Raw genomic sequence first — 21,495 nt, forward strand, 5'->3', positions numbered from 1 at the left:
GCTACCTCACCGCTCCATCCGCTACCGGCCCACGGACACCAACCGGGGCCGGTAGCGCATTTATCCGCTACCGCAGCACCTATCCGCTACCTCGATCATGCCCCTGACCAGGCAGGTAGCGGAGGTAGCGGAAGTAGCGGACCTGACAGGAAGGGGCAAGGCCCCACCGTCACGTCACGAAGGGAAACCACCTCATGGCCACGGCTCCTGATGCGTCCACGCCCCAGCGCCGTATGCACCGCGTCGAAGTAGCCGCAGAACTGCTCGACGTCGGACGTTCCACGGCGTACGTGGAGATCCGCCTCGGACGACTCCGCACAGTCCGGGTCGGCCGGCGGCGCCTCATCCCCACTGAGTACATCGACGAATACGTCGAACTCCTCAAGCGCGAGGCCGACACCACGCGCTGAACCAACGAAGCATCAGACCGGAGCCGCACCCGAACAGGGCGCGGCTCCGGTCGTTCACTGAAAGGGCGCTCAGAACTCATGACGGACGCGACCGGGCGGCCTCGTAAGGCGGGCAACGGGGAAGACTCGATTTACTGGGACAAGTCCAAGAACCGCTATGTAGGCGCGACGTCACTTGGCTACACCCCTGCGGGCAAGCGCAATCGGCCCAAGGTGACAGGTAAGACGAAGACGGAGGTCCGCCGGAAGCTCAGGGATCTCAAGGAGGAACTACGGGCTGGGGTCAAGACTTCAGCGACTTACACGGTCACCGGCGCGGTAGAGGATTGGCTCACTCACGGGCTTAAAGGCCGAGAACAGAGCAGCATCAACACCTACCGCAGCCTGGCGAGCAACCACATCACGCCCGACCTCGGCAGGGCCCGGCTCCGAGACCTCCAAGCTGATGACTTGGATGAGTGGCTGGAAGGCAAAGCAGAGATCCTTTCGCATACCTCCCTCAAGATGGTGCGCTCAATCCTGCGGCGTTCGATCAACCACGCACAGCGCAGAGGCTTGGCGATGCGCAATGTTGCCGAATGGGTGGACCTGCCCAACGGGCAGCCTGGGCGTCCGAGCAGGTCGTTGACCCTGGAGCAGGCGGAAGCGGTTCTTCGGGCGCGCGAAGGAAGCTGGATTCACGCGTACGTGGTGTTGGCCCTACTCGTTGGCGTCCGCACGGAGGAAGGCCGGGCGCTCACCTGGAAGCACGTGCACGACGCCGAATCGGCCGAAACGCGGCCGCACATAGACGTGTGGCGTTCAGTGCGCCGGCATGGCGACACCAAGACGAGCAAGAGCCGTCGCTCACTCGTCATGCCCTACCAAGCCGCCTCCGTAATGGAGGTGTACAAGGTTCGCCAGAGGCAGGAGGCAGGGGCGAACTGGACCGACGACGCTTTCGTCTTTCCGAGCGAGACCGGCGAGCAGCGCAGCTCGGTGAACGTCCTGCGCAACTTCAGGTCCTTGCTGAAGGAAGCCGGCTTCGAGGATCCGAAGGAGTGGACCACGCGGATGCTGCGGACGAGCTTCGTATCGCTGCTGTCGGATCACGGAATCCCGATTGAGGTCATCGCTCGCGTCGTGGGCCACAGCGGGAGCAGCACCACTGAGCGGGTCTACCGCAAGCAGTTGCGTCCAGTGATCACTTCGGGTGCCGAAGCCATGGACGACATCTTCAAGGAGAAGGTCGGCACGACAGCTCCAGAGGCAGATGGGACCTCGCATTAGGGGAGCCGTGGCTCCCCGTCTGGCTCCCAATGGGCGGTGAGCGTCGAGCACTGGGTCTGTGACCTGCACGGGGACCCTGCACCACCATTACCTCCCGCGTAATCGACCGCCCCACCCCCGCCCCGGCAGTCTTGCGGTACTGGAACTCGGGCGGCGCACTCCGCCCGAGCTCCGGGTCCCCAGCAGGCCCTACGACCTCGATGGAGGCTGATTCGTCATGTCCGCAACTCTGCTCGCCGGTATCTCCCGCACCACCGAACCGCGGACCATGCTGCGCCGGTTTCTCGCGCTCGACGCGCTGGTGACCGGGGTCAACGGGCTGGCGTACGCCGTTGCTTCCGGGCCCCTCGGGCGGTTGCTGGGGGTCGACGCCGGGGTGGTGCTCGGGCTGGGGGTCTTCCTCGCCGTCTACGGGGCCGGGGTCGGGTATCTCGCCTCGCGGCCGCAGCCGCCGGTCGCCGCCGTGAAGTTCGTCATCGACGCCAACCTCGCCTGGGCGGTCCTCAGCATCGCCGCGCTCGCCCTCTGGCTGGAGCCCAGCACCGCCGGTGCCGTGTGGATCCCGCTGCAGGCGATGACCGTCGCCGCCTTCGCCGTTCTCCAGTGGTCCGCCCTGCGCGCCATGGCCCGGAGTTGATCCGGCCCGATGAGCTACGGGGTCAGGGACTGGAGGTACTTCACCGTCGCCGGGTCCGCCGGGAGCAGTGTCTCGATGGCCAGTTCCGCGACCGTCACGTCCATCGGGGTGTTGAACGTGGAGATCGAGGAGACGAACGACAGGACGCGGCCCTCGTGCTCGATCCGCAGCGGCAGGGCGAACGGGGGAGCGGGCGCCGCGTCCGCCGGGGACGGCTCGGTGTCCGGTGGGTCCGGGACGGGGTAGGCCGCGACCTCGTCGTAGAGCTCGCGCAGTTCCGTGGAGCGGGCCAGGGCGATCTGGCGTTCCATCTGGGCCAGCAGATGGCCGCGCCACTCCCGCAGATTGCGGATCTTCGGGGCCAGCCCTTCGGGGTGGAGCGTGATCCGCATGGCGTTCAGCGGGGGCGTGAGCAGGTGCTCGGGAAGGCCGTCCAGCAGGATCGCGATGCCGCGGTTCGCGGCGACCACGGTGTAGGTGCCGTCCACGATGATCGCCGGGTAGGGCTCATAGCCGTGCAGCAGCTGTTCCAGGCCCTCGCGCAGGGCGCCCAGCGCCGGGTCGTCGAGGGACGTCTCGGCGTACCGGGGTGCGTAACCGGCCGCCAGCAGCAGGGCGTTGCGCTCCCGTACGGGCACCTCCAGGTGTTCCGCGAGGCGCAGGATCATCTCCTCGCTCGGGCGTGAGCGGCCCGTCTCGATGAAGCTGATGTGGCGGGCCGAGGAGTCGGCGCGCAGGGCCAGCTCCAGCTGGCTCACCCGGCGGCGCTCCCGCCAGCCGCGCAGCAGCGGTCCTACTCGGGTGCCGGGCGCAACAGTTGCCATACCGGAACCGTAATACGGCAGACGGGCCCACGGCGGGCGCCGCCGTCAGCCGCGTGCCTCGCCCAGCAGGGACGCCAGCCCGCTGTCGATGTCGATGGCCCGGGTCTCCAGCTCGGCGGGCACGGTCGCGTACGAGTGCAGTAAGAAGTGACGCAGCCGTCCGGTCGCGAACCGCAGGAGCGCCACCCCCTCGGGGGAGCGCAGCTCGACCATCGTCTGGGTGCGTCCGCACGGCCACACGTGCACATCGCCCGTGCCGGACGGGGTGTGCAGGCCGGCGTCCAGCAGGCTGCGGGCAAAGGTCCAGGTCACCGTGGCGCCGCTGAGGGAGACCGCCGCCGGGAAGACCATCCGGACGGCCAGTGGATCATCGGCGCGGTAGGACAGGGTGACCGGCAGGGGGGCGGGCTGCGGGGCGTCGCTGATGAGGTGGGCCGGCACGGACTGTTCGACGGTCGGGAACATCGGCATCGCTCCTCGCGGGTGCTGCGGCTGGTGGCTGTTCAGCTCCTCATGCCTCTACGACGCAGCCGGGACCCTCACCACTTCTCGACACCGCCACTGTCCAATGTGACCTGCATCACACGAGTGAGGGTGGAGGGGCCGGGCAAGGGGAAGCCCCGGCCAGACGGGGGTTCTGGCCGGGGCGGCAAAGGGGCGGTGGGCACGTCTGTGCGCATCCGCTTATAGATGAACGGTAAACCATTGTAGGTGGTTCCCGCACTGCGGGTCCGCCGTGACAGGAGTGACGTCTGTTACTGCGCTCCGGCCCGCGGCACCACTGTCGCAAGGACGGAGGGGAGGGGATACCAGTCGGCCGACACCACGCTCGCGCCCCGTCCCGCCAGCAGTCCGACCCGGTCCCGTGCCTGTGTCTCGGTCGGGTTCGTGCCGTCGATGGCGGGCGCCACGTTGTGCGCGTCCGTCATCACGACGAGATACCTGTTGCGCTGGTACCAGGCGGTGTCGATGGTCCCGCCGGAGTAGGTCCCCGCGTCCCCGTCGAAGAGGACGAACCACGGGCGGATGGTCGTGTCGGCGTACCGCGTGCGGGGGTCGCCGGCGGCCGCGCCGAGCACCGCGGGGAAGGCGGCTGCGTCGCCCAGCCGGCCCGACGCCGCGAGGGTCCGCAGGTGCGTCGCGTACTCGCGGTCGGTCCACAGGGTGTCGAGCGGGTTGCTCTTCTCCACCGTCCCCGGGATGAGCTCGATCACGAACTTGCCCGCGAGTGCGGACCGCGTGGGCCAGCCGTTCGTCCGCACCGCGGTGTCGAGGTCCGGCTGCCCGCCCGCGAGGTCCGCCGGCCGGTACAGCGCGTCACCGAGCCGGGCCGTGAGGAGGGCGTCGAGTGCGGCGGGGCCGCGCCCGTTCTGCCCCTGGAAGCCGTCCTTCATCTCGATCTTGACGAGGATGGGCCGGTGGCCGGGGTGGGCGTCGTGCCAGGCCTTCATGTCGGACAGACACCCGCCGAGGTCCTGGTTTCTCGCCTTGGTCCGCAGCTGGGCCGCCGTCGCGGCGTTCTCGCAGTTGTTGTCGTTGCCGAGGGGGTTGCTGTGCGAGACCCGCCAGGAGCGCCCGAACACATTGGTCCACACGTCGAGTTCGAGCATGCCGGCGCCGGAGTCGAGCGCGTCCGCGAAGTACCCGTACTTGGTCTTCTCGTACGCGTTGTGCACACCGACCCAGGTCGCCGAGGAGTACGGCAGCTGCCCCGGGTCCGCCGCCCGGTCCGTGGCCGCCCGGGCCGGAGCGAGAGCGACGCCGAGCAGACCGGCCGCGACCGCTGTCGTCACGGCCGCACGCGAGAGCTTCCCCATGGTGGGTTCCCTGCCTCTGTGTCGATGGCGTCGACGACGCCGGTTCGATCAAGTCGAGGGAAGGCTAGGGGAGTTGAGTGAACCGTGGGGAGACTGGACTCAGCCGTTGAAGGCGTGGAAAGAGGGGGTCGGGGGGAGCGGCGAGGACGAAGCCCCCGACTCACCGCGAACCGGTCCCCGCGGGTGTCGCGTCCCGGCCGGCCCCCGCGACGTACGGGGACCGCAGCGCGCGGGAGAGGTGGACGAGGCGATCGCGCCCCGGACTCAGCGCCGCCGTCAGGGCGTCGGCGCCGGCCGGTCCGCGGTCGTCGGCCTCCGGGTCCGTCCTGCGGCGCCGTTCCTCCACCGCGGCCACCACCATGGCGGCGACGCCCACCACATGAGCCTGCCCGGCCGGCAGGCCGCTGCGGGTCGCCGTGTCGTACGCCCGCTGCCGTACGAGATCGTCCAGATGCGGCTGGAGCCGCAGGAGCTCATCGTGGATGGCGGTCTCGCGGACGGTCAGGCGCAGTTCGGGATCCGACCACCAGGCGACCTGCGGCAGGGGGGTGTGGTCGCCGGGCGTGGACCGCAGCTGCCGCCACAGCGCCCCGAGGCGGGTGTAGGTGATCCACGCCCGGCACACGTCGCTGACCTGCGGCCCCAGGAGCGGGAGCAGGAACCCGACGGTGGTGATCAGACCGCCGGCGGCGGCCATTGGCGGTGCCACGGTCGTACTGAGGGTGTCCCAGTCGTACCCCGCCCACCGGGCGAAGACCGCGGTCAGTTTGGTGAGACCGAAGAACAGGTTGAACAGGAAGCCGATGACCAGCACGATGAGCCCGAGGCGGAGCCACTGGCCCACCTCCCGCGCCCAGCGCAGACACATGGCGGTGGTCACCGCGGCGGACGTGATGTGCGCCGCGAGATAGATCACGATCATCTCGCGGACGAAGGGTGTGTTCGCGTAGTAGGTGTCCAGGTCCCGCAGTCGCTCGACCGGGGCGTCCCCCAGGGCGAAGAGCACGGGCAGTGCGACGACGGCCGCGGCGTAGGCGGTGATCCAGATGTACGAACTGCGCCGGACCACCTCCCGCGGACCGCCTCGCCAGTTGACGATGAGCACCAGGCACGCGCAGCTGAAGGCGCACATGATGCAGTAGACGAGCGGGCCCGAGAAGTTCGGGGTGTCCGTGAGCCGGTTCACCGCGGTGATGGTGGGCGGGGCGGCGAAGAAGAAGCAGATGGCCGCGGTGAAGAGCAGGAAGTGGACCGAACGCACCAGAGGGTCGCGCCAACCGCGCCACAGGGACGGCAGTTTGGTGATGAACGCGATGCCCAGCGCGATGGCCGGAAGGTAGTAGTCGGAGTTCCTCATGGGGTCAGGTCCGGCGTCGGCCGAGCGACTGCTGGATGCGCTCGGCCAGTTCGCTGCGGGGCGCGGCGGTGGCCGTGCCCTCCAGCCACCCCCGCAGATGGGTGCCGAGCTCCAGCCCGAAGGTCTCCGCCTCGGTCTCCTCCGCCTGCCGGAAGTCCGTACGCGCCGCCAGGTTCTGCACGGTGGCATCGATGTCGGTGCCGTCCGTGACGAGGCGCGCCGCGACCGAGGTGCCGCCCTCGCCGTGCCCCGTGTGACTCCCGTGCCCGGCCATCATGTGCCAGACCTCGTGGCCGAAGATGACCAGTTGGTGGAAGGGCCGGGTGTTGGCCTGGATGCAGATGATGTCCCGGTCGACCATGTCCAGGTACAGCCCGCTCGCCGTTTCCGGCGGAAAGTCCACCAGACGGTGGATCACCGGTCTGCCGCGCCTCTTGCCGAGTTGGGCGCACATGGCGGCGAACACCTCGTCGGGTTCGGTCGGCCGGGCCTGCTCCAGCGCGCGCGCCAGGTCGTTGCGGAGCTCGCGCATGGCGCTCTTTCGGCTCACTTCACTCCCCCCGGTTGAGAGTTGTCGTCGGGACGGCGGCGGTGCGGCGAGCGCCCGCGTGAGACCACACGGTACCGACCCGGTCCGGCCCCTCGCAGCAGCCTGGCGAACCGGGTCCGCGTCACGGGCTCCCTGGCGCGGGAGCGGGGTCCGCGCCGGGGTTGCCCGACATGAGGATGGTGAGCTCCTCGGCCGTCAGCGGCGGCCCCTCCAGCTGGGGGCGCAGCGGTCCGCGCAGGGCCGCCAGCAGCACACCGGGCGTGACCAGCCGGCCGAGCCCGGCCTGCAGAGTCATCACGTCCGAGACCGCCTTGGCCATGTAGTAGGAGCCGGTGGACGTCTCGGCCAGCCGGTTCACATAGCGGCTCAGCAGTCTGTCGACGGCGTGCGGCCGCCGGCCCCGGGAGCCGGGGAAGAAGATGTCCTGCCCGGTCGCCAGCGCCCAGGCCACGCCGGCGGGGCGGGCGACGGCCCGCTGGGCCCGGCGGGCGAAGCCCGGTGCCGCGACGCCTGAGCGCCTCAGCTCGGTGCGCAGGGCCAGCGCGCCCAGCGCCGCGACCGACATACCGTGTCCGTAGACGGGATTGAGGGCGGTCAGGGCGTCCCCGAGCGCCACAAAGCCCTCCGGGGCGTTGCGGACCTTTTCGAAGAACCGGCGCCGGTTCACGGTGCTGCGGGTCACCGCGATCTCGCTCAACGGTTCGGCGTGTGCCAGGAGTTCACCCACGAGCGGATGCCGGACGCTCTTGGCGAAGTCCACATAGGCCGACTCGTCGTCGGTGGGCCGGCCGCCCCGGGTGCCCGAGAGGCTCACCAGCCACTGCTGGTTCTCGATCGGGATGATCGTGGCCACCTGGCCGGGCCGGGGCAGCCGCGGGTCCGCCTGAATGCTGATGATGGGGCAGTTCTCGCTGCCCTTGGGGGCGCGGTAGAAGCGGCTCGCGTACACGACGCCCGCGTCGACGGTGAGTTCCCGCACGGCGCCGGCGCCCAGCTCCCGTAGCCACTGCGGGCCGCGGGAGGCGCGGCCGCCCGCGTCGACGACCAGGGTGGCCGCCAGCCGCTGTTCGGTCCCGTCGGCCAGCCGCAGACGTACGCCGTCGACCTTGCTCGTGTCACCGGTCAGGCCCAGCAGTTCGGCCCGGGAGATCACCTGGATGCGCTCGTCGCGCAGCACCCGCTCGCGAACCGCCCAGTCCAGCAGGTCGCGGCTGCACCCCATGACGTAGTGGGACTCGGGCCAGCGGCGGTACCAGCCCTCCGGCGACAGGGTCACCACACCGGAGGGCAGGGGTATGCGCCGCGCCCCGGCATCCAGCAGCCCGCCGGTCACGCCCGGTACGAGTGCCTCGATGGCGTCGGCGCCTCCGGACCACAGCATGTGCGCATGACGCGCCTGCGGGAGTCCTTTGCGGGGCTCCGGGCCGCCCGGCAGCTCATCGCGCTCCACGATCGTGACGTCGTCCACGAACGCCCGGCACGCGGCCGCGGCCAGCATTCCGGCGAGTCCTCCTCCGACAATGACCGCCCTGCGGGGCGTGCCGGTCCGGGTGGGTCTGGAGGGTTCGCTCATGGGCTGCTGCTTCCGGACAGTGCCGTGCGGCGGCACGCTTCGTGGACGAGTGGCGAGCGGCGCAGCGCACGGGACATCTGCACAAGATCGTCCGCTCGTGTGGAAGGTTGCACGCTTTCCGCGCCTTCGGCAAGGGTTGTCCGGCCCGGATCCGCCGTCTGTGCCTTGCCGGCGGCCGCGATCATGGCGGCGTCGGCGACGATCCTCGCCTGGGCGGGGGAGTCCCCCTGCGCCAGTGCGGAGTCGTTGGTGTCGCGGTGCAGCGCATGGTCGAAGTACGGCCGCAGATGGATGATGGCGTCGTGGATGGCGGCTTCGCGCTGCGTCAGCCGCAGTTCCAGCGAGGCCCACCGTCCGATGGCCACCCCCGGCGAGCCGTAGCCTGTCGTACCGCCCAACTCATGGGCGAGCGGGCCGAGTTGCCGGAAGCGGACGGCCGTGCGCCAGCTGATGCCGAGGCGCTGCCCCAGGTGGGGCAGGACGAAGCCGATACCGATCAGCACGGCGGACACCGACGCGATGGGGCGGGCCACATGGGTGCTCAGGCTGTCCCAGTCGTGGCCGCCCCACCGCGCGCCGATCGCGCTGAACTTGGCCGCGTCGTACCCCAGGTTGAACAGATAGCCGACGACGATCAGCACCAGGCCCGCCCGCAGTACGCCGTCGACCCGCAGCGACCATCGCCAGCACAGGACGGTCACGACCACGGCCGCGACGGTGTGCGCCAGCAGATACAGGACGATCATCTCGCGGATGAACGGTGTGTTCGCGTAGTAGGTGTCCAGGTCCCGCAGCCGCTCGACCGGCGCGTCCCCGAGCGCGAACAGGGCGTTGAGCGACAGGATCACCACGCCGTAGCCGATGACGCACAGTCGGCAGGCGCGCATCGTCCGCGGGGTCGGGCCGGTGCGCCAGATCAGGACGAGGACGACACAGGCGCCGCTGAACGCGCTCAGCACGCTGTAGACCAGCGGCGCCGCGAGGTTCGGAATGCCGGTGACGCGGTTGACGGCGGCGATCACCGGCACCGCGCCCAGCAGGAACACCAGGGCCGCCACGAGCAGCAGTGCGCAGACCGCCCGCAGGAGCACGTCCTGCGGATTGCGCCGCAGGGCCGGCAGCTTCAGCAGGAGCGCGGCGAAGACGAAGAGCGCCGGGATCGTCATGCTCAGATCGCCCATGTGCCACCGCCGTGCGTCGCCTGCGGTGTCCGCGTCGGATGGGGTGTGCGGTGCTCACCCGCGGTCGTGCTCGTGACGGTTCGCTCCCCGTCGTTCACCGTCGTCCCTGGACGCCGTGGCGGCCCAAGGACGCCTGGAGCCGGCCGGCCAGGCCCTCCGGAGCCGTGCCGCCGGGATGACCTTCCAGCCACGGTCGGAGTTCGGCCCCCAGCATGATGCCGAACAACTCCGCCGCCCTCTCCTCCTTGTCGGCGAAGTCCGTCCGGGCGGCACGCACGATGACCTCCTGGAGATCCGTCTCCTCGGTGACGGACCGTGCGGCGGAGGTGCCCGCGTGTCCGCCCCCGTGCCCGGCGTGCATGTGCCAGATCTCGTGGCCCAGGATGACGAGTTGATGCTGCGGTGCCGCAGCCTCCTCGACGGCGATCAGGTCGTGGTCGCCCCGGTCCGCCCAGATCCCGCTCACCGTCCCCGGGGGGAACGCGACGAATCGCAGACGGAGTTCGCGCTGCCGGTGGGCGCTCAGCGTCGCCGCGAGCTCCTCGAACAGGCGCGCCGGATCGACGGGAACGGGCAGCTCCAGGCTCGTGGACAACAGAGCGCATAACCGGCGCATCTCCCTGGCTCTGCCGCCCACAGCCCACTCCCCGCTCGAAGCCCGCCCCGGCGCGGGCCCACGTCCGGGCCCCGCTCTGCACAGGGCAACGCTACTGGCCCTTGCTGTCGCGTTCGAAGAGGGCGTCCAGAGTCTCCCAGAGCAACCGCCTGCTGTCGTCGGACAGACCCTTCAACTTCCCCGACCGCAGAGCGATTTCTTTGACGTCGTGACTGGCCATCAGAGCCGTGAGCGGGTGCAGTTCCCGCAGGTCCTTCAGGACCGACTGGAGGGCTCGGTCGAGCGCCGGGGCCGCCTCGGTCGTCAGGAACCCGGTGGGGACGCCGAAGAACTTCTCGATGCTGAACGCGTGCTGGAGGCCCGGCTTGCCGGTTCCCTTGGCCAGGGGCGTCAGCGACTGCCGGGACGCGCCGAATGACGCGGCGATCTCGGGCAGTGAGAACTCCTTGCCGTCGCCGGGCCGCGGCCGGGTCTCCCTCAGAAATCTGAACCGCTGGCTCACCCGCTCCCCGAGCTCCACCTCTTCGACGGACTCACCGTTCAGGAGAGCCGTGACGGTCTCCTCGGGAATGCCGGTCTCGAACGACAGCGCCGCCACGTCGAGGACGTCCTCACGGCGCAGCCCGGCTTCGTCGACGATCGCGTGAATCGTCCGCAGGGTCTCGGCCAGGGCGGCGCGTGAGTCACTCACCGGTGAGTCTCCCTGGGTCCGAGGGCTGATCCGTGCGGTACGGCGGCCGATCCGTGGGGTACGGCGGCTGCGCCCGGAGAATATCCGCTCCGGATGCGAGTGAGCCACCGAGGGTGACAGAAATTATTACCCAGCAGGGTAAGAGAAGTTGACATGTGGGGGCCGCGGATACGAGGATCACGCTGCAGAGTGCAGTCCCAGGTGCTGTCGGCGTGAGGGGGGACATGCCCACACTCAGGCACTTGGCCGAGGAATGCTCGGAGCTTCAACTGCGGTTCGTCGAGCGACACGGGGCGCTGAGGGCGGCGACCGAGGTGAGAAGCCTGGTCACTGTCGGGCAGGACGAACTGCTCGCGGTGCGGAGCGATTTCTCGCATTCTGCGGGCGCCCTCGTGGTCCTCAGGATCACCGAGCCGGCGCTCGAGGGGGCCACCGCCTCGGCCGTCGACCGGATGCTGTGCGATCTCGCGCAGCACAAGGCGGCCGGGCTGGTGGTGGCCGTCGCCTCGCACGGCCCACGGGTCTGCCCCGCCGCGACCCGCAGCTTCGCCGGCCGTATGGGCGTCCCGCTGCTCACGACCACCGCCGAGCCCGCGGCCTGGGAGGGCGTGAAGGACGGTATCCGCGCATGTCGTGCGCGCGCGGGAACGGCGAAGCCGTCCGGATGACCTTCCGCCACGCCACCGTGCCGGCATCCGCGGGCGAGGCACTGCGCATCTCGGCTCCTCGCCGGCGAGCCGTTCCCGTCCGTGGGCCGTTCCCGTCCGCGGGCCGGGCAGGCGAAGGGGGAGGGCCTGCCGCCGTCCGGTGAGCCGTGGGTGCCCGGCGCGGCGCGCGGCCGTGTGCCCGGGCCTCCGGAAGGCCTGACCCGCTGCACGTGCGCGCCGCGCTCCTTCGGGGCACCATGGCCGCATGCTGCTGGCTCGAGTCGCCGACGTGTCCAGGGACGTGGCCACCACCTCCGCGCGCTCACGGAAGATCGCACTCCTCGCCGAGCTGTTCGCTGACACCCGGCCCGAGCAGGTGGCCCTCGTGATCTCGTATCTCTCCGGGCGGGTGCCGCAGGGCCGCATCGGCATCGGCTGGAGCGTGCTCAAGGAGCGGCCGGAGCCCGCGCAGACCGCCGCGCTCACCGTTCCCGAGACCGATGCGGCACTCACCGCCCTCGCCGGCCTTCAGGGCGCCGGCTCCCAGAACGAGCGCAAGCGCCTGGTACGCGATCTGATGGCGGCGGCCACAGCCGAGGAACAGCAGTTCCTGACGCGTCTGCTGACGGGCGAGGTGCGGCAGGGCGCGCTGGACGCCGTGGCCCTGGAAGCCGTCGCCAAGGCCGCGGGCGCACCCGCCGATGATGTACGCCGGGCGGTGATGCTGGACGGATCGCTGCCGCGCGTCGCCGGTGCGCTCTTCGCCCACGGGCCGGCGGCGCTCGCGGAGTTCCGGCTGCGCGTCGGCAGCCCCGTGCAGCCGATGCTCGCCCACACCGCGAAGTCGGTCACCGAGGCCGTCATGACCCTCGACGTGCCCTGCGTGGTCGAGGAGAAGCTCGACGGCATCCGTGTCCAGGTGCACCGCAGCGGCGACGAGATCAGGGTCTACACCCGCTCGCTGGACGACATCACCGTCCGTCTGCCCGAAGTCGTGGACGCGGCACGGGACATGACCGGCGATCAGTTCATCCTCGACGGCGAGGTGATCGCGCTCGACCGGGACGGCCGCCCCTTCTCCTTCCAGGAGATCGCCTCCCGCGTCGGCTCCCGGGTCGACGTCGAGGCGGCCCGCGCCACGCTGCCCGTCTCTCCCGTCTTCTTCGACGTACTGGCCGCCGACGGTGAGGAGACGCTCGACCTCCCGGGCGCCGAACGGCACGCCGTCCTCGCCCGCCTCGTGCCGGAGCCCATGCGCGTCCGCCGCCATGTCGTCGCCGACCCCGGCGACACCGAACAGGTCGCCGCCGCCGAGGAGTTCTTCGCCGAGACACTGCGCCGCGGTCATGAAGGCGTCCTGGTCAAGGCGCTCGACGCAACCTACGTCGCGGGCCGGCGCGGCCGCTCATGGCTGAAGGTCAAGCCCGTCCACACCCTCGACCTCGTCGTCCTGGCCGCCGAATGGGGCCACGGCCGCCGCACGGGCCTGCTCTCCAACCTCCACCTCGGCGCCCGCGCCTTGGACGGGACGTACGTCATGCTCGGCAAGACCTTCAAGGGGCTGACCGACGAGATGCTGCGCTGGCAGACGGACCGGCTCCGTGAACTCGCCGTCGACGATGACGGGTTCACGGTCCGGGTCCGTCCCGAACTGGTCGTGGAGATCGCGTACGACTCAATCCAGCGCTCTCCCCGCTACCCGGCGGGCGTCACCCTCCGCTTCGCCCGGGTGCTGCGCCACCGCACCGACAAGCCGGCGCAGGAGGCCGACACCATCGAGCAGGTCCTTGAGTCCCGGGGCTGAGCGGCGCGGTCAGCGTGTGCCCAGCACCTTCTCGGCGAAGGCCGTCAGATGGGCGACCGTACGGTCGATGCGCTCCTGCTCGGTGAGCGTCTCCGCGTCCACGCCGGTCCGCAGCTTCGGCTGCTTCTTGCCGCGGATGTAGAGCGAGCAGGCGAGGTCGGAGCAGAGGTAGGTCCCCACGGTGTTGCCCTCCCGTCCGGCCGTGCCCGCCAGCGGGGCGGCGAACAGGGTCACCCCGGACGACGCATGCGGGGTGAGGCACACATGGCACATGCTCGACTTGATGGCGCTGGTCCGCCCGGCCGAGGGCACGCGAAGCGTGATGCCCACCGGGCCGTCCGCACGGGGGAGCACGAGGTGGGCCCGCAGCGGAGCCCCCGGATCGGTCCAGCCCAGAAAGTCGAGATCGCCCCAGGGCAGTTGCCCGAAGTCGGCGGGGAGCTTCAGACGGGTCGCCTCGCCCTTGGTGCAGTTGACGAACGAGCCGCGAATCTGTTTTTCGGTCAGCGCTTCCACCGGTGGAAGGTACACAGATCGCAGGGGAGCGGGCATCCCCTTTATGGTGGCCGAAGCCGCCTCAGCCCACCCATCCGCTGCCGAAGGGACCCTGGTCATGGCCACAGAGCCGCTGTCGCAGAAGGAGATCGAGGACCGGGTGGCCGAGCTGCCCGGCTGGTCGCTGGAGGGGGACCGCATCTCCCGCTCCTACCGGCTCGCCGACCACTTCGCGGCCACCGCGATGGTCGTGCACATCGCGCAGGTCCAGGAGGAACTGGACCACCACTCCGACCTGACGCTCGGCTACAACACCGTTTCGCTGACGGTGCACACCCACGACGCGGGCGGCGCGGTCACCGAGAAGGACTTCACGCTGGCGCGACGAGTGGAACAGCTCGCGCCGGGGCACGGCGCGAGCTGATCCCGGAGCGTGCCGGGCACGGCTGCCGGCCGGTCCGCAGGCCGAGGCGCCAGATCCGCGCGGACCGGCACGGTCGCCGAGCACCGGCCGGGCCGGCAATACCAGCAGTCCCGGCGACACCGGCCCGGCCGACACCACCGGTCGGGCCGGGGACACCGGCCGGCCGGGACAGCCCTCAGCCCGGCCGCGACATGTCCATCACCCAGTTCGTCACCCACGTCCGCTCCCCGTCGACCGAGAACGCCTGCTCCCAGCGCGCCGTCGTGTCGCTGATGCCGGACCAGACGAACCGCACCCGCACGTCCTTGCCGTCGTGCGTGTCGTCGCCGTAGAACTCACCGTGCCCGTCCGCGCCGAAGCGTCCCACCACCGGCGGGAACAGCGTGCCGGAGCGGTCGTTCGCCCAGTGCAGCGACCACTCGTCGCGGTCCGGGTCGTACAGCCGCAGCGTCAGACCGCGGAACCCCAGCGACGGGAAGACGATCTCGTCGAAGTTCGCCCCGCCGTCGAAGTGGCGTGACGCCCGGCTCATCGCCGTGAACTCCTCCCACGCGCTCGTCCCGTCCAGGAAGTCCGTGCGGCGACGGTTCGCGACGACCCACTCGCCCACCAGGAAGTCGAAGTCGGCCGTGCTCATGAGCGGCCTCCGGTCGTTCCTTCGCCGAGTGAGTCGGCGAGATAGGCGTCCAGGTCGGGACGCTCGGGCGTGAGCACATGCCGCACCCAGGCGTCCCGCTCGTGCACCACCGGCGGCAGCTCGTACACACAGCCGATCCAGGGCTTGGACAGCCTGATGAAATGGGTCGGATCACGGTCCGGGCAGTCCAGCACCGGCTGTCCGGCCGCCGCACCCGCGAAGTGCACGGCGTTGTCCCAGACCCAGCTGTACGCGTTGAGGTACGCGCCGTCGTCCTCTCCCCTGTGGAGGACGACGAACGCGGCCGCCGGCGTACCGTCCGGCACCGGCAGCAACATCGGCAGGATCTCGTACGCGGCCTTCTCGACCGCGGGCTCGATCCCGGCCGGGTCCCTCGTGACGTGGTAGCGCTTGATCCGACGGCCGCCCACCTCGATCGGTGGGGGCACGAACAGCAACTTCTCGGCGAAACTCATGAGCAGGACGCTAGAGCCGCTTCACTGACATCCTGTGTCAGTGAAGTCCAGCCGTCTTGTGTCGATCCTTCTGCTGCTCCAGACCCGGGGCCGGATGACCGCCGCCCGCCTCGCGGAGGAGCTGGAGGTGTCCGTCCGGACCGTCTACCGGGACATCGAGGCCCTGCACGCGTCCGGTGTGCCGCTGTACGGGGACGCCGGCCACGCCGGTGGCTACCAGCTGCTCGCCGGCTACCGGACCCGGCTGACCGGGCTGTCCGCCCAAGAAGCGGAGGCCCTGTTCCTCTCCGGCGTCCCGGGACCCGCCGCCGAACTCGGTCTGGGTTCGGATCTGGCCGCCGCCCAGCTCAAGCTGCGGGCCGCGCTGCCCGCCGAACTGCGCGACCAGGCCGACCGGATGCGCTCGCGCTTCCACCTCGACGCACCCGGCTGGTACGCCCCCGACGAAGAGGTGCCCTATCTGACCCGGGTCGCCGAGGCGGTCTGGCACAGCCGGGTGATCGACGTCCGCTACCGCCGCTGGAAGGAGCCGACCGATGTGGACCGCCGTCTGGAGCCGTACGGCCTGGTGCTCAAAGCGGGGCGCTGGTACGTCGTCGCGGCCCCCGGTCCGCGCACGTACCGGGTCGACCAGATCCTGCAACTCTCCTGCGACGGGGAGGTGTTCGAGCCGCCGCCCGGATTCGATCTGGCCGCCCACTGGCAGCGCCACCAGGCCGACTTCCACGCCCGGCTGTACAGCGGCCGGGCGCTCGTGCGGATCTCGCCCGCCGCCGCCGAAGGACTGACCGGGCCCGTGGCGCAGGCCCTCGCGGACAACGGCACGGCCGAACCGGACGGCTGGACCCGCGCGTCGCTCCCCATCGAGTCCCTGGATCACGCGCACCGCGAGTTCCTCGCGATGGGCACGGGGATCGAGGTGCTCGAACCCGCCGAACTCCGTGCCCGGTTGGCGGGGACGGTCCGCGAACTCGCGGCACGGTACGCCACCGGCTGACCGGGCGGCGTACCAGCCCCGCTCGTGCCCCGTGACCGGACTGCTCACGCGTCCCAGGCGCCGGCCTTCGCCGCGTCCCGGGCGTAGTCCGCGAAGTCCCGCGGCGCACGGCCCAGCACCTGCCGGACCCCGTCCGTGGTCGACGCGTTGTGCCCGTCCATCAGCATCGTGAACAGCTCGACCAGCCACTGCGCGTCCTGCGCGGGAAGCCCGACCTGCTGGAGCATCCCCTGGTACTCCTCGCCGGTCACCGGCACATAGCGCACCTCGCGCCCGGTCGCCCGTCCGATCTCCTCGGCCGCCTCCTGGAAGGTCAACAGCCGCGAGCCCGTCACCTCGTACGTCTCGCCGGTGTGGCCCTCCTCGGTGAGGACGGCGACCATCACATCCGCCAGGTCGTCCGCGTCGATGAACGGCTCTGCCGTGCCGCCCGCCGGGAAGACGAGCTCGCCCTGGGCCACGCCCTCGGCCATCGGGCCCTCGCTGAAGTTCTGTGCGAAGAAGCTGGCCCGCACGACCGTGAGCGGCACGCCCGCCTCACGCAGCGCGCTCTCGGCCTCGACGGCGTCCGGCTCGCCACGGCCGGAGAGGAGCACCAGACGCCCCACGCCCGCCGCGGCCGCCGCCTGCCCGAAGGCCCGCATCGCCTCGGTGGCGCCGGGTCCCGCGAGGTCGGGGTAGTACGTCACATACGCCGCGTCAGCGCCGCCGAGCGCCGGGGCCCAGGTCGAGGGGTCCTCCCAGTCGAAGGGGACCGCGCCGCGGCGCGAGCCCGCCCGCACCTGCACACCGCGCTCCGCGAGCCGCTCTGCCACCCGGTGACCCGTCTTGCCCGTGGCCGCCGTCACCAACACCGTTTCCTGCTTCAGGTTCTCTGTCATGCCTCCAGATTGGCGGCCGTGCTCTGGACTCTCCATGCTGTAAAGGCTCAACGGCATGTTTCTGCGTCTACGCTGGAGTCATGGACGCTCTTGCCGGGCTGCTCGACGGACCGCGTGCCCGAGGCGCTTTCCTGCTGCGGATGGTGATGGAGCCGCCCTGGTCCGTGCGGATCGAGGACCAGGCACCGCTCTCCCTGATGTGTGTCACCGAGGGGCAGACGTGGATCAGCTCCGACGCCGGCGACGAGGTGCTGCTGCGGCCCGGTGACGTGGCGATCGCCCGGGGGCCGGGCGGCTACACCACGGGCGACGACCTGCGGACCGAGCCGTTGGCGCTGATCGGCCCCGGCGGCACCTGTCACACCCTGCGCGGCGAACCGCTCGAGACGTCCATGGCCCTGGGTGTGCGGAGCTGGGGCAACGACCCCGACGGCTCGTCCGTGATGCTGGTCGGCACCTATCAGATGAAGGGCGAGGTCTCCGCGAGGCTGCTGGACGCCCTGCCCCCGCTGGTCCACCTCACCGCCGACGAGTGGAACTGCCCGCTCATGCCGGTCCTCGACGACGAGATCTCACGGGACGAGCCCGGCCAGAGCGTGGTGCTCGACCGGATTCTCGACCTGATGCTCATCGCCGTCCTGCGGGCCTGGTTCTCCCGGCCCGACGCGAAGGCACCGGCCTGGTACGTGGCGATGGGCGACCCGGTGGTGGGCCGCGCTCTGCGCCTGCTCCAGGACGACCCCGCCCACCCCTGGACGGTCGCGTCGCTCGCGGCCAAGTGCGGGGTGTCCCGTGCCCAACTCGCTCGCCGCTTCCACGAGTTGGTGGGGGAGCCGCCGATGGGCTACCTCACCACCTGGCGGCTCGACCTCGCCGCGGACCTGCTGCGCGAGAGCGACGCCACCATCGAGGCGGTGGCCAGGAAGGTCGGCTACAGCGGGTCCTTCGCGCTGAGTGCCGCCTTCAAGCGGGTCCGCGGGGTGAGCCCGATGGTGCACCGCGCGAACAGCGTTTTGCCGTAGCCGCAACAAAGCTCGCCGAATCGGCACCGGCGCGGCAGGCTTGAGGACATGAGCAGTCACCACCACGACAAGACCCACATCGACTGGGACGAGATGAGCCCGCTGCTGGAACGCGGCGCGGAGCTCCAGGGACCCGTGCACCGCCAGGCCGTGGCCTGGCTCGGGGATCAGGTGCCCGCGGCGGGCGTCCGGCGGATCCTCGACATCGGCAGCGGACCGGGAGTGATGAGCCTGGTGCTCGCCGAGGCCTTTCCGTACGCCGAAGTCGTGGCGGTCGATGCGACCGTCCCGCTCCTGGAGCTCGCGCGGGCCCGCGCCGAGCGTGCCGGCCTCGGCGACCGGGTCCGTACCCTGCACGCCGAACTGCCCGACGACTTCGATGCGTTGGGGGAAGCGGACCTGATCTGGGCGGGCTCCTCGCTGCACCACATCGGCGACCAGCGCGCGGCTCTCGCGGGCTTCTCCCGGCTGCTGCGCCCGGGCGGCCTGCTGGCCGTGGTGGAGGGCGGACTGCCCGCCCGGCATCTGCCGCGCGACATCGGCATCGGACGGCCGGGGCTGGAGGCCCGCCTGGACGCGGCCTCCGCCGAGTGGTTCCTCGGTATGCGCGCCGAACTGCCGGGTGCGAAGGACGAGATCGAGGACTGGCGGGCGCTGATGGCGGCGGTGGGTCTCGCGCCGAGCGGCACGCGGTCCTTCCTCCTCGACATCCCCGCGCCGGTGCCCCAGACGGTACGGGAGCAGCTGGCCTCGGCCTTCGCCTGGCAACGGAAGGTGCTTGACGGGCTGTTGGCTCCGGACGACATCGCCGTTGTGGACCGGCTGCTCGACCCGCACGACGAACAGGGGCTGGCGCAGCGCCCGGACGTCTATCTGCTCACGGCGCGCACGGTGCACACCGCCCGCCGCGGCTGACCGCCGCGGGCCCGGTCAGGGACAGGGTTCGAGCCGCCACCACTGACCGGGCGAGTCGGTGTCCTCCCACTGCTGCACGCGCCCGCCGTCCTCGGTGCTGCCGTCGGCGACTTCGAGGAGCAGTCCGCTGATGAAACTGACGATGGTGACGGTGCCCGGCGCGTCGAGATGCTGCTCGATGATCCACTCCTGGGCGCCGAAGTTGTTGGGGCGCCACTGCTGGATCCGGGCGCCGTTCTCGGTGGAGGCGTCGGCGACGTCGAGCCGTTTGCCGCTGACCACGCTCACGAAGTGGTGGAGTCCGCTGCCGTTCGGCACCGGGTCGATCTGCCACTGCTGTCCGGGAGCGCCGGTCTCCTTGCCCTGCTGGACGACGGCCCCGCTGCCCCTGACCCCGCCGTACACCTCCAGGAGCAGCCCGCTGCCGACATTGCGCACCAGTTGGCCAGGTCTGAATGCCCCGCTCAATTCCCGTACTCCTTGTCCGGCGCCGTGATGTTCACGCGGACGATCGTACGAGAGGGGCGCGGGGGGACATACGGAATGCCCTCGTCGCCGCTGCCGCGGCCGACGAGGGCATGGTCCGTCTCCGGGGAGGGACCGGATCAGCGCACCGTGACGGTGAAGGGGGCCGACGCCGTGCCGCCGCCGACGATGCGCAGCGTGTTGCGGCCCTTGAAGCCGAGGTAGACGCGCATCTTGTAGGTGGCCTTGCGCGTGGTGTTCATCGACGCGGGGAGGGTCGTCCACTGACCGTCCTGCCGCTGCTGCAGACGCACACGGGTGCCGGGGGGAAGCTGCCTGGCCGACCCGTACACGCGGAACTGCTGCCACGCGGCGACGCCGCGCTTGGTGGCTCTCGCCGTGAGGGCCGGGCGTTCGTCGCGTCCGTTGTCGCGAGCGGTCACGGTCTTCGAGGGGGCCGAGTCGACAACGGCCAGGGAAACGCCGACCGACCCGGCCAGCAGGGCGGCGGTGGTGATGCCGGTGACGGTTGCCTTCTTGATGCGCTCCATCGGACTGCCTCCAAGGGGTGCAGGTTCGTTCGGAGCGCCAAAAGTAGGCATACCGCCTGTAAATATGACGAGACGACGCGCAAGCGGCGAAAGGAATACCACGACCGGCGGAATCCCGCCATTCGGGGAGGGCTGTTCCAGGGATTCCGGAGGTTCTGGGCGGCCTGGAACAGCGAAACGCCGCCCGGCAGGAGCCGGGCGGCGCTGAGCGCTCGGGCGCGGGTGGGGCGGCCGGAGGTCAGCCGACGTTGAACGTCGCCGGGTCCGGGCCCAGTCGCTTGCCCTCGTCCAGGGCGGCGAAGGCTGCCAGGTCGTCGCCGTCCAGCTCGAAGTCGAAGACGTCGAGGTTCTCCCGGATGCGCGAGGGGGTCACGGACTTGGGGATGACCACATTGCCGAGCTGGAGGTGCCAGCGGAGCACCACCTGGGCCGGCGTGCGGTCGTGCTTCCGGGCGACGGCGACCACCGTCGGGACGTCCAGCAGGCCCTTGCCCGAACCGAGCGGCGACCACGCCTCGGTGGCGATGTCGTGCTGGGTGTGGAACGAGCGCGACGCGGTCTGCTGAAGCTGGGGATGCAGCTCGATCTGGTTCACCGCGGGCACGACCGAGGTCTCCGCGATCAGGTGCTCGAGGTGCTCCGGAAGGAAGTTGGAGACACCGATGGCCCTGGTGCGGCCGTCCGCGAGAAGCTTCTCGAAGGCCTTGTACGTCTCCACGTACAGCCCCTTCGACGGCATCGGCCAGTGGATCAGATACAGGTCCAGGTGGTCGAGGCCGAGCTTCGCCAGTGAGGTGTCGAAGGCGCGGAGGGTCGCGTCGTAACCCTGGTCGCCGTTCCACAGCTTGGTGGTGACGAAGAGGTCCTCGCGCGGGATGCCGGAATCGGCGATGGCCTGCCCGGTGCCCTCTTCGTTCTCGTAGATGGCAGCGGTGTCGATGCTGCGGTAACCGGCTTCCAGAGCGGTGGAGACCGCCTGCGCCGCCTCGTCGTCCGGTACCTGCCAGACACCGAAGCCGAGCTGCGGCATCTCGACGCCGTTGTTGAGTGTGATGGAGGGGACCTTGCTCACGAGCGGTCGATCCTTACGTCGTTCGGTTGGTACTCCCATCGTCAACGATCAACCTGCCGAGCGCATTCCCGCCAGTGAAGTTGGCCGATACAGCTCCGACCTTCTCGGTCCGGACCATTGACCGCGTCCCGTCAAGGCGGAACGCTATGGCACATAACTGAACGCCGGTCGCTCATGTGAACGG

Annotated in this window: 25 protein-coding genes; 9 read left to right on the top strand and 16 right to left on the bottom strand. The window is 70.5% G+C overall.

The window, feature by feature from the left end:
• The first annotated feature begins 194 nt into the window (after positions 1–194).
• From ACQPWZ_RS29615 to ACQPWZ_RS29625, 3 genes are all read left to right on the top strand, one after another.
• Positions 195–410 (top strand): helix-turn-helix domain-containing protein, encoded by a 216-nt coding sequence (locus ACQPWZ_RS29615; RefSeq protein ID WP_433572844.1) that lies wholly within the window; start codon positions 195–197, stop codon positions 408–410.
• Positions 411–488: 78 nt separating this feature from the next.
• Positions 489–1,679, top strand: a complete 1,191-nt coding sequence (locus ACQPWZ_RS29620; RefSeq protein WP_433572845.1) for a tyrosine-type recombinase/integrase — start codon at positions 489–491, stop codon at positions 1,677–1,679.
• A gap of 217 nt (positions 1,680–1,896) precedes the next feature.
• The gene (locus tag ACQPWZ_RS29625) at positions 1,897–2,316 is read left to right on the top strand and encodes a hypothetical protein (RefSeq protein WP_340476318.1); all 420 of its coding nucleotides are present in this window, start codon (positions 1,897–1,899) and stop codon (positions 2,314–2,316) included.
• Positions 2,317–2,330: 14 nt separating this feature from the next.
• Here ACQPWZ_RS29625 and ACQPWZ_RS29630 read toward each other — a convergent pair whose 3' ends face one another.
• From ACQPWZ_RS29630 to ACQPWZ_RS29670, 9 genes are all read right to left on the bottom strand, one after another.
• Positions 2,331–3,140 (bottom strand): helix-turn-helix domain-containing protein, encoded by an 810-nt coding sequence (locus ACQPWZ_RS29630; RefSeq protein ID WP_433572846.1) that lies wholly within the window; start codon positions 3,138–3,140, stop codon positions 2,331–2,333.
• Positions 3,141–3,185: 45 nt separating this feature from the next.
• A complete protein-coding gene (locus ACQPWZ_RS29635; protein WP_340476320.1) occupies positions 3,186–3,605 on the bottom strand; it encodes an SsgA family sporulation/cell division regulator in 420 nt (139 codons plus the stop codon).
• Between the two features lie 290 nt (positions 3,606–3,895).
• Positions 3,896–4,957, bottom strand: a complete 1,062-nt coding sequence (locus ACQPWZ_RS29640) for a phosphatidylinositol-specific phospholipase C domain-containing protein (protein WP_433572847.1) — start codon at positions 4,955–4,957, stop codon at positions 3,896–3,898.
• 160 nt (positions 4,958–5,117) lie between these two features.
• A complete protein-coding gene (locus ACQPWZ_RS29645) occupies positions 5,118–6,314 on the bottom strand; it encodes an MAB_1171c family putative transporter (RefSeq protein WP_383241640.1) in 1,197 nt (398 codons plus the stop codon).
• A gap of 4 nt (positions 6,315–6,318) precedes the next feature.
• A complete protein-coding gene (locus ACQPWZ_RS29650; RefSeq protein WP_383241637.1) occupies positions 6,319–6,864 on the bottom strand; it encodes a hypothetical protein in 546 nt (181 codons plus the stop codon).
• Between the two features lie 121 nt (positions 6,865–6,985).
• On the bottom strand, positions 6,986–8,437 hold the full coding sequence (locus ACQPWZ_RS29655) for an FAD-dependent oxidoreductase (protein ID WP_433572848.1): 1,452 nt from the start codon (positions 8,435–8,437) through the stop codon (positions 6,986–6,988).
• A complete protein-coding gene (locus ACQPWZ_RS29660; protein WP_433572849.1) occupies positions 8,434–9,618 on the bottom strand; it encodes an MAB_1171c family putative transporter in 1,185 nt (394 codons plus the stop codon). Before ACQPWZ_RS29660 ends, ACQPWZ_RS29655 begins: the two co-directional genes overlap by 4 nt.
• Before the next feature lie 94 nt (positions 9,619–9,712).
• Positions 9,713–10,255 carry a toxin-antitoxin system, toxin component gene (locus tag ACQPWZ_RS29665; RefSeq protein WP_433572850.1) on the bottom strand — a complete coding sequence of 181 codons (543 nt, stop codon included), beginning with the start codon at positions 10,253–10,255 and terminating at the stop codon, positions 9,713–9,715.
• A 70-nt stretch (positions 10,256–10,325) separates the two neighbouring features.
• Positions 10,326–10,925, bottom strand: coding sequence for an XRE family transcriptional regulator (locus ACQPWZ_RS29670; protein ID WP_433572851.1), 600 nt, complete (start codon positions 10,923–10,925; stop codon positions 10,326–10,328).
• A 224-nt stretch (positions 10,926–11,149) separates the two neighbouring features.
• Here ACQPWZ_RS29670 and ACQPWZ_RS29675 point away from each other — a divergent pair, with 224 nt between their 5' ends.
• Together ACQPWZ_RS29675 and ACQPWZ_RS29680 are read left to right on the top strand one after the other, a co-directional pair.
• Complete coding sequence (locus tag ACQPWZ_RS29675; protein ID WP_340476328.1) at positions 11,150–11,593, top strand: hypothetical protein; 444 nt, start codon at positions 11,150–11,152, stop codon at positions 11,591–11,593.
• Positions 11,594–11,837: 244 nt separating this feature from the next.
• The gene (locus ACQPWZ_RS29680; RefSeq protein ID WP_433572852.1) at positions 11,838–13,376 is read left to right on the top strand and encodes an ATP-dependent DNA ligase; all 1,539 of its coding nucleotides are present in this window, start codon (positions 11,838–11,840) and stop codon (positions 13,374–13,376) included.
• Between the two features lie 9 nt (positions 13,377–13,385).
• Here the strand turns inward: ACQPWZ_RS29680 and ACQPWZ_RS29685 are convergent, their stop codons facing one another.
• Positions 13,386–13,892: an FBP domain-containing protein gene (locus ACQPWZ_RS29685; protein ID WP_356703812.1), complete on the bottom strand. Its 507-nt coding sequence runs from the start codon at positions 13,890–13,892 to the stop codon at positions 13,386–13,388.
• A gap of 97 nt (positions 13,893–13,989) precedes the next feature.
• Between ACQPWZ_RS29685 and ACQPWZ_RS29690 the strand changes: the two genes are divergently transcribed.
• Positions 13,990–14,295: a 4a-hydroxytetrahydrobiopterin dehydratase gene (locus ACQPWZ_RS29690; RefSeq protein ID WP_433572853.1), complete on the top strand. Its 306-nt coding sequence runs from the start codon at positions 13,990–13,992 to the stop codon at positions 14,293–14,295.
• Between the two features lie 175 nt (positions 14,296–14,470).
• On the opposite strand, the gene ACQPWZ_RS29695 is transcribed toward ACQPWZ_RS29690, so the two are convergent.
• Positions 14,471–14,932, bottom strand: a complete 462-nt coding sequence (locus ACQPWZ_RS29695) for a hypothetical protein (protein ID WP_340476332.1) — start codon at positions 14,930–14,932, stop codon at positions 14,471–14,473.
• Positions 14,929–15,408, bottom strand: coding sequence for a hypothetical protein (locus ACQPWZ_RS29700; RefSeq protein ID WP_433572854.1), 480 nt, complete (start codon positions 15,406–15,408; stop codon positions 14,929–14,931). The genes ACQPWZ_RS29695 and ACQPWZ_RS29700 overlap by 4 nt, the downstream gene beginning before the upstream one ends.
• 40 nt (positions 15,409–15,448) lie before the next feature.
• Between ACQPWZ_RS29700 and ACQPWZ_RS29705 the strand changes: the two genes are divergently transcribed.
• A complete protein-coding gene (locus ACQPWZ_RS29705; RefSeq protein ID WP_433572855.1) occupies positions 15,449–16,405 on the top strand; it encodes a helix-turn-helix transcriptional regulator in 957 nt (318 codons plus the stop codon).
• Between the two features lie 44 nt (positions 16,406–16,449).
• On the opposite strand, the gene ACQPWZ_RS29710 is transcribed toward ACQPWZ_RS29705, so the two are convergent.
• Positions 16,450–17,286: an NmrA family NAD(P)-binding protein gene (locus ACQPWZ_RS29710; RefSeq protein ID WP_340476335.1), complete on the bottom strand. Its 837-nt coding sequence runs from the start codon at positions 17,284–17,286 to the stop codon at positions 16,450–16,452.
• 80 nt (positions 17,287–17,366) lie between these two features.
• Here ACQPWZ_RS29710 and ACQPWZ_RS29715 point away from each other — a divergent pair, with 80 nt between their 5' ends.
• Together ACQPWZ_RS29715 and ACQPWZ_RS29720 are read left to right on the top strand one after the other, a co-directional pair.
• Positions 17,367–18,308 carry a cupin domain-containing protein gene (locus tag ACQPWZ_RS29715; protein WP_433572856.1) on the top strand — a complete coding sequence of 314 codons (942 nt, stop codon included), beginning with the start codon at positions 17,367–17,369 and terminating at the stop codon, positions 18,306–18,308.
• Positions 18,309–18,356: 48 nt separating this feature from the next.
• Positions 18,357–19,223 carry a class I SAM-dependent methyltransferase gene (locus ACQPWZ_RS29720; protein WP_405573975.1) on the top strand — a complete coding sequence of 289 codons (867 nt, stop codon included), beginning with the start codon at positions 18,357–18,359 and terminating at the stop codon, positions 19,221–19,223.
• A 15-nt stretch (positions 19,224–19,238) separates the two neighbouring features.
• On the opposite strand, the gene ACQPWZ_RS29725 is transcribed toward ACQPWZ_RS29720, so the two are convergent.
• The 3 genes from ACQPWZ_RS29725 to ACQPWZ_RS29735 all read right to left on the bottom strand — a co-directional run bounded on the left by ACQPWZ_RS29725 (position 19,239) and on the right by ACQPWZ_RS29735 (position 21,311).
• Complete coding sequence (locus ACQPWZ_RS29725; protein ID WP_433572857.1) at positions 19,239–19,691, bottom strand: RICIN domain-containing protein; 453 nt, start codon at positions 19,689–19,691, stop codon at positions 19,239–19,241.
• A gap of 137 nt (positions 19,692–19,828) precedes the next feature.
• Positions 19,829–20,239 carry a hypothetical protein gene (locus tag ACQPWZ_RS29730; protein ID WP_433572858.1) on the bottom strand — a complete coding sequence of 137 codons (411 nt, stop codon included), beginning with the start codon at positions 20,237–20,239 and terminating at the stop codon, positions 19,829–19,831.
• Between the two features lie 238 nt (positions 20,240–20,477).
• Positions 20,478–21,311 (bottom strand): aldo/keto reductase, encoded by an 834-nt coding sequence (locus ACQPWZ_RS29735; protein WP_383247613.1) that lies wholly within the window; start codon positions 21,309–21,311, stop codon positions 20,478–20,480.
• Positions 21,312–21,495 lie beyond the last annotated feature (184 nt).

The sequence above is a fragment of the Streptomyces sp. CA-251247 genome, from assembly GCF_050952975.1.
Classification (GTDB): Bacteria; Actinomycetota; Actinomycetes; order Streptomycetales; family Streptomycetaceae; genus Streptomyces; species Streptomyces achmelvichensis.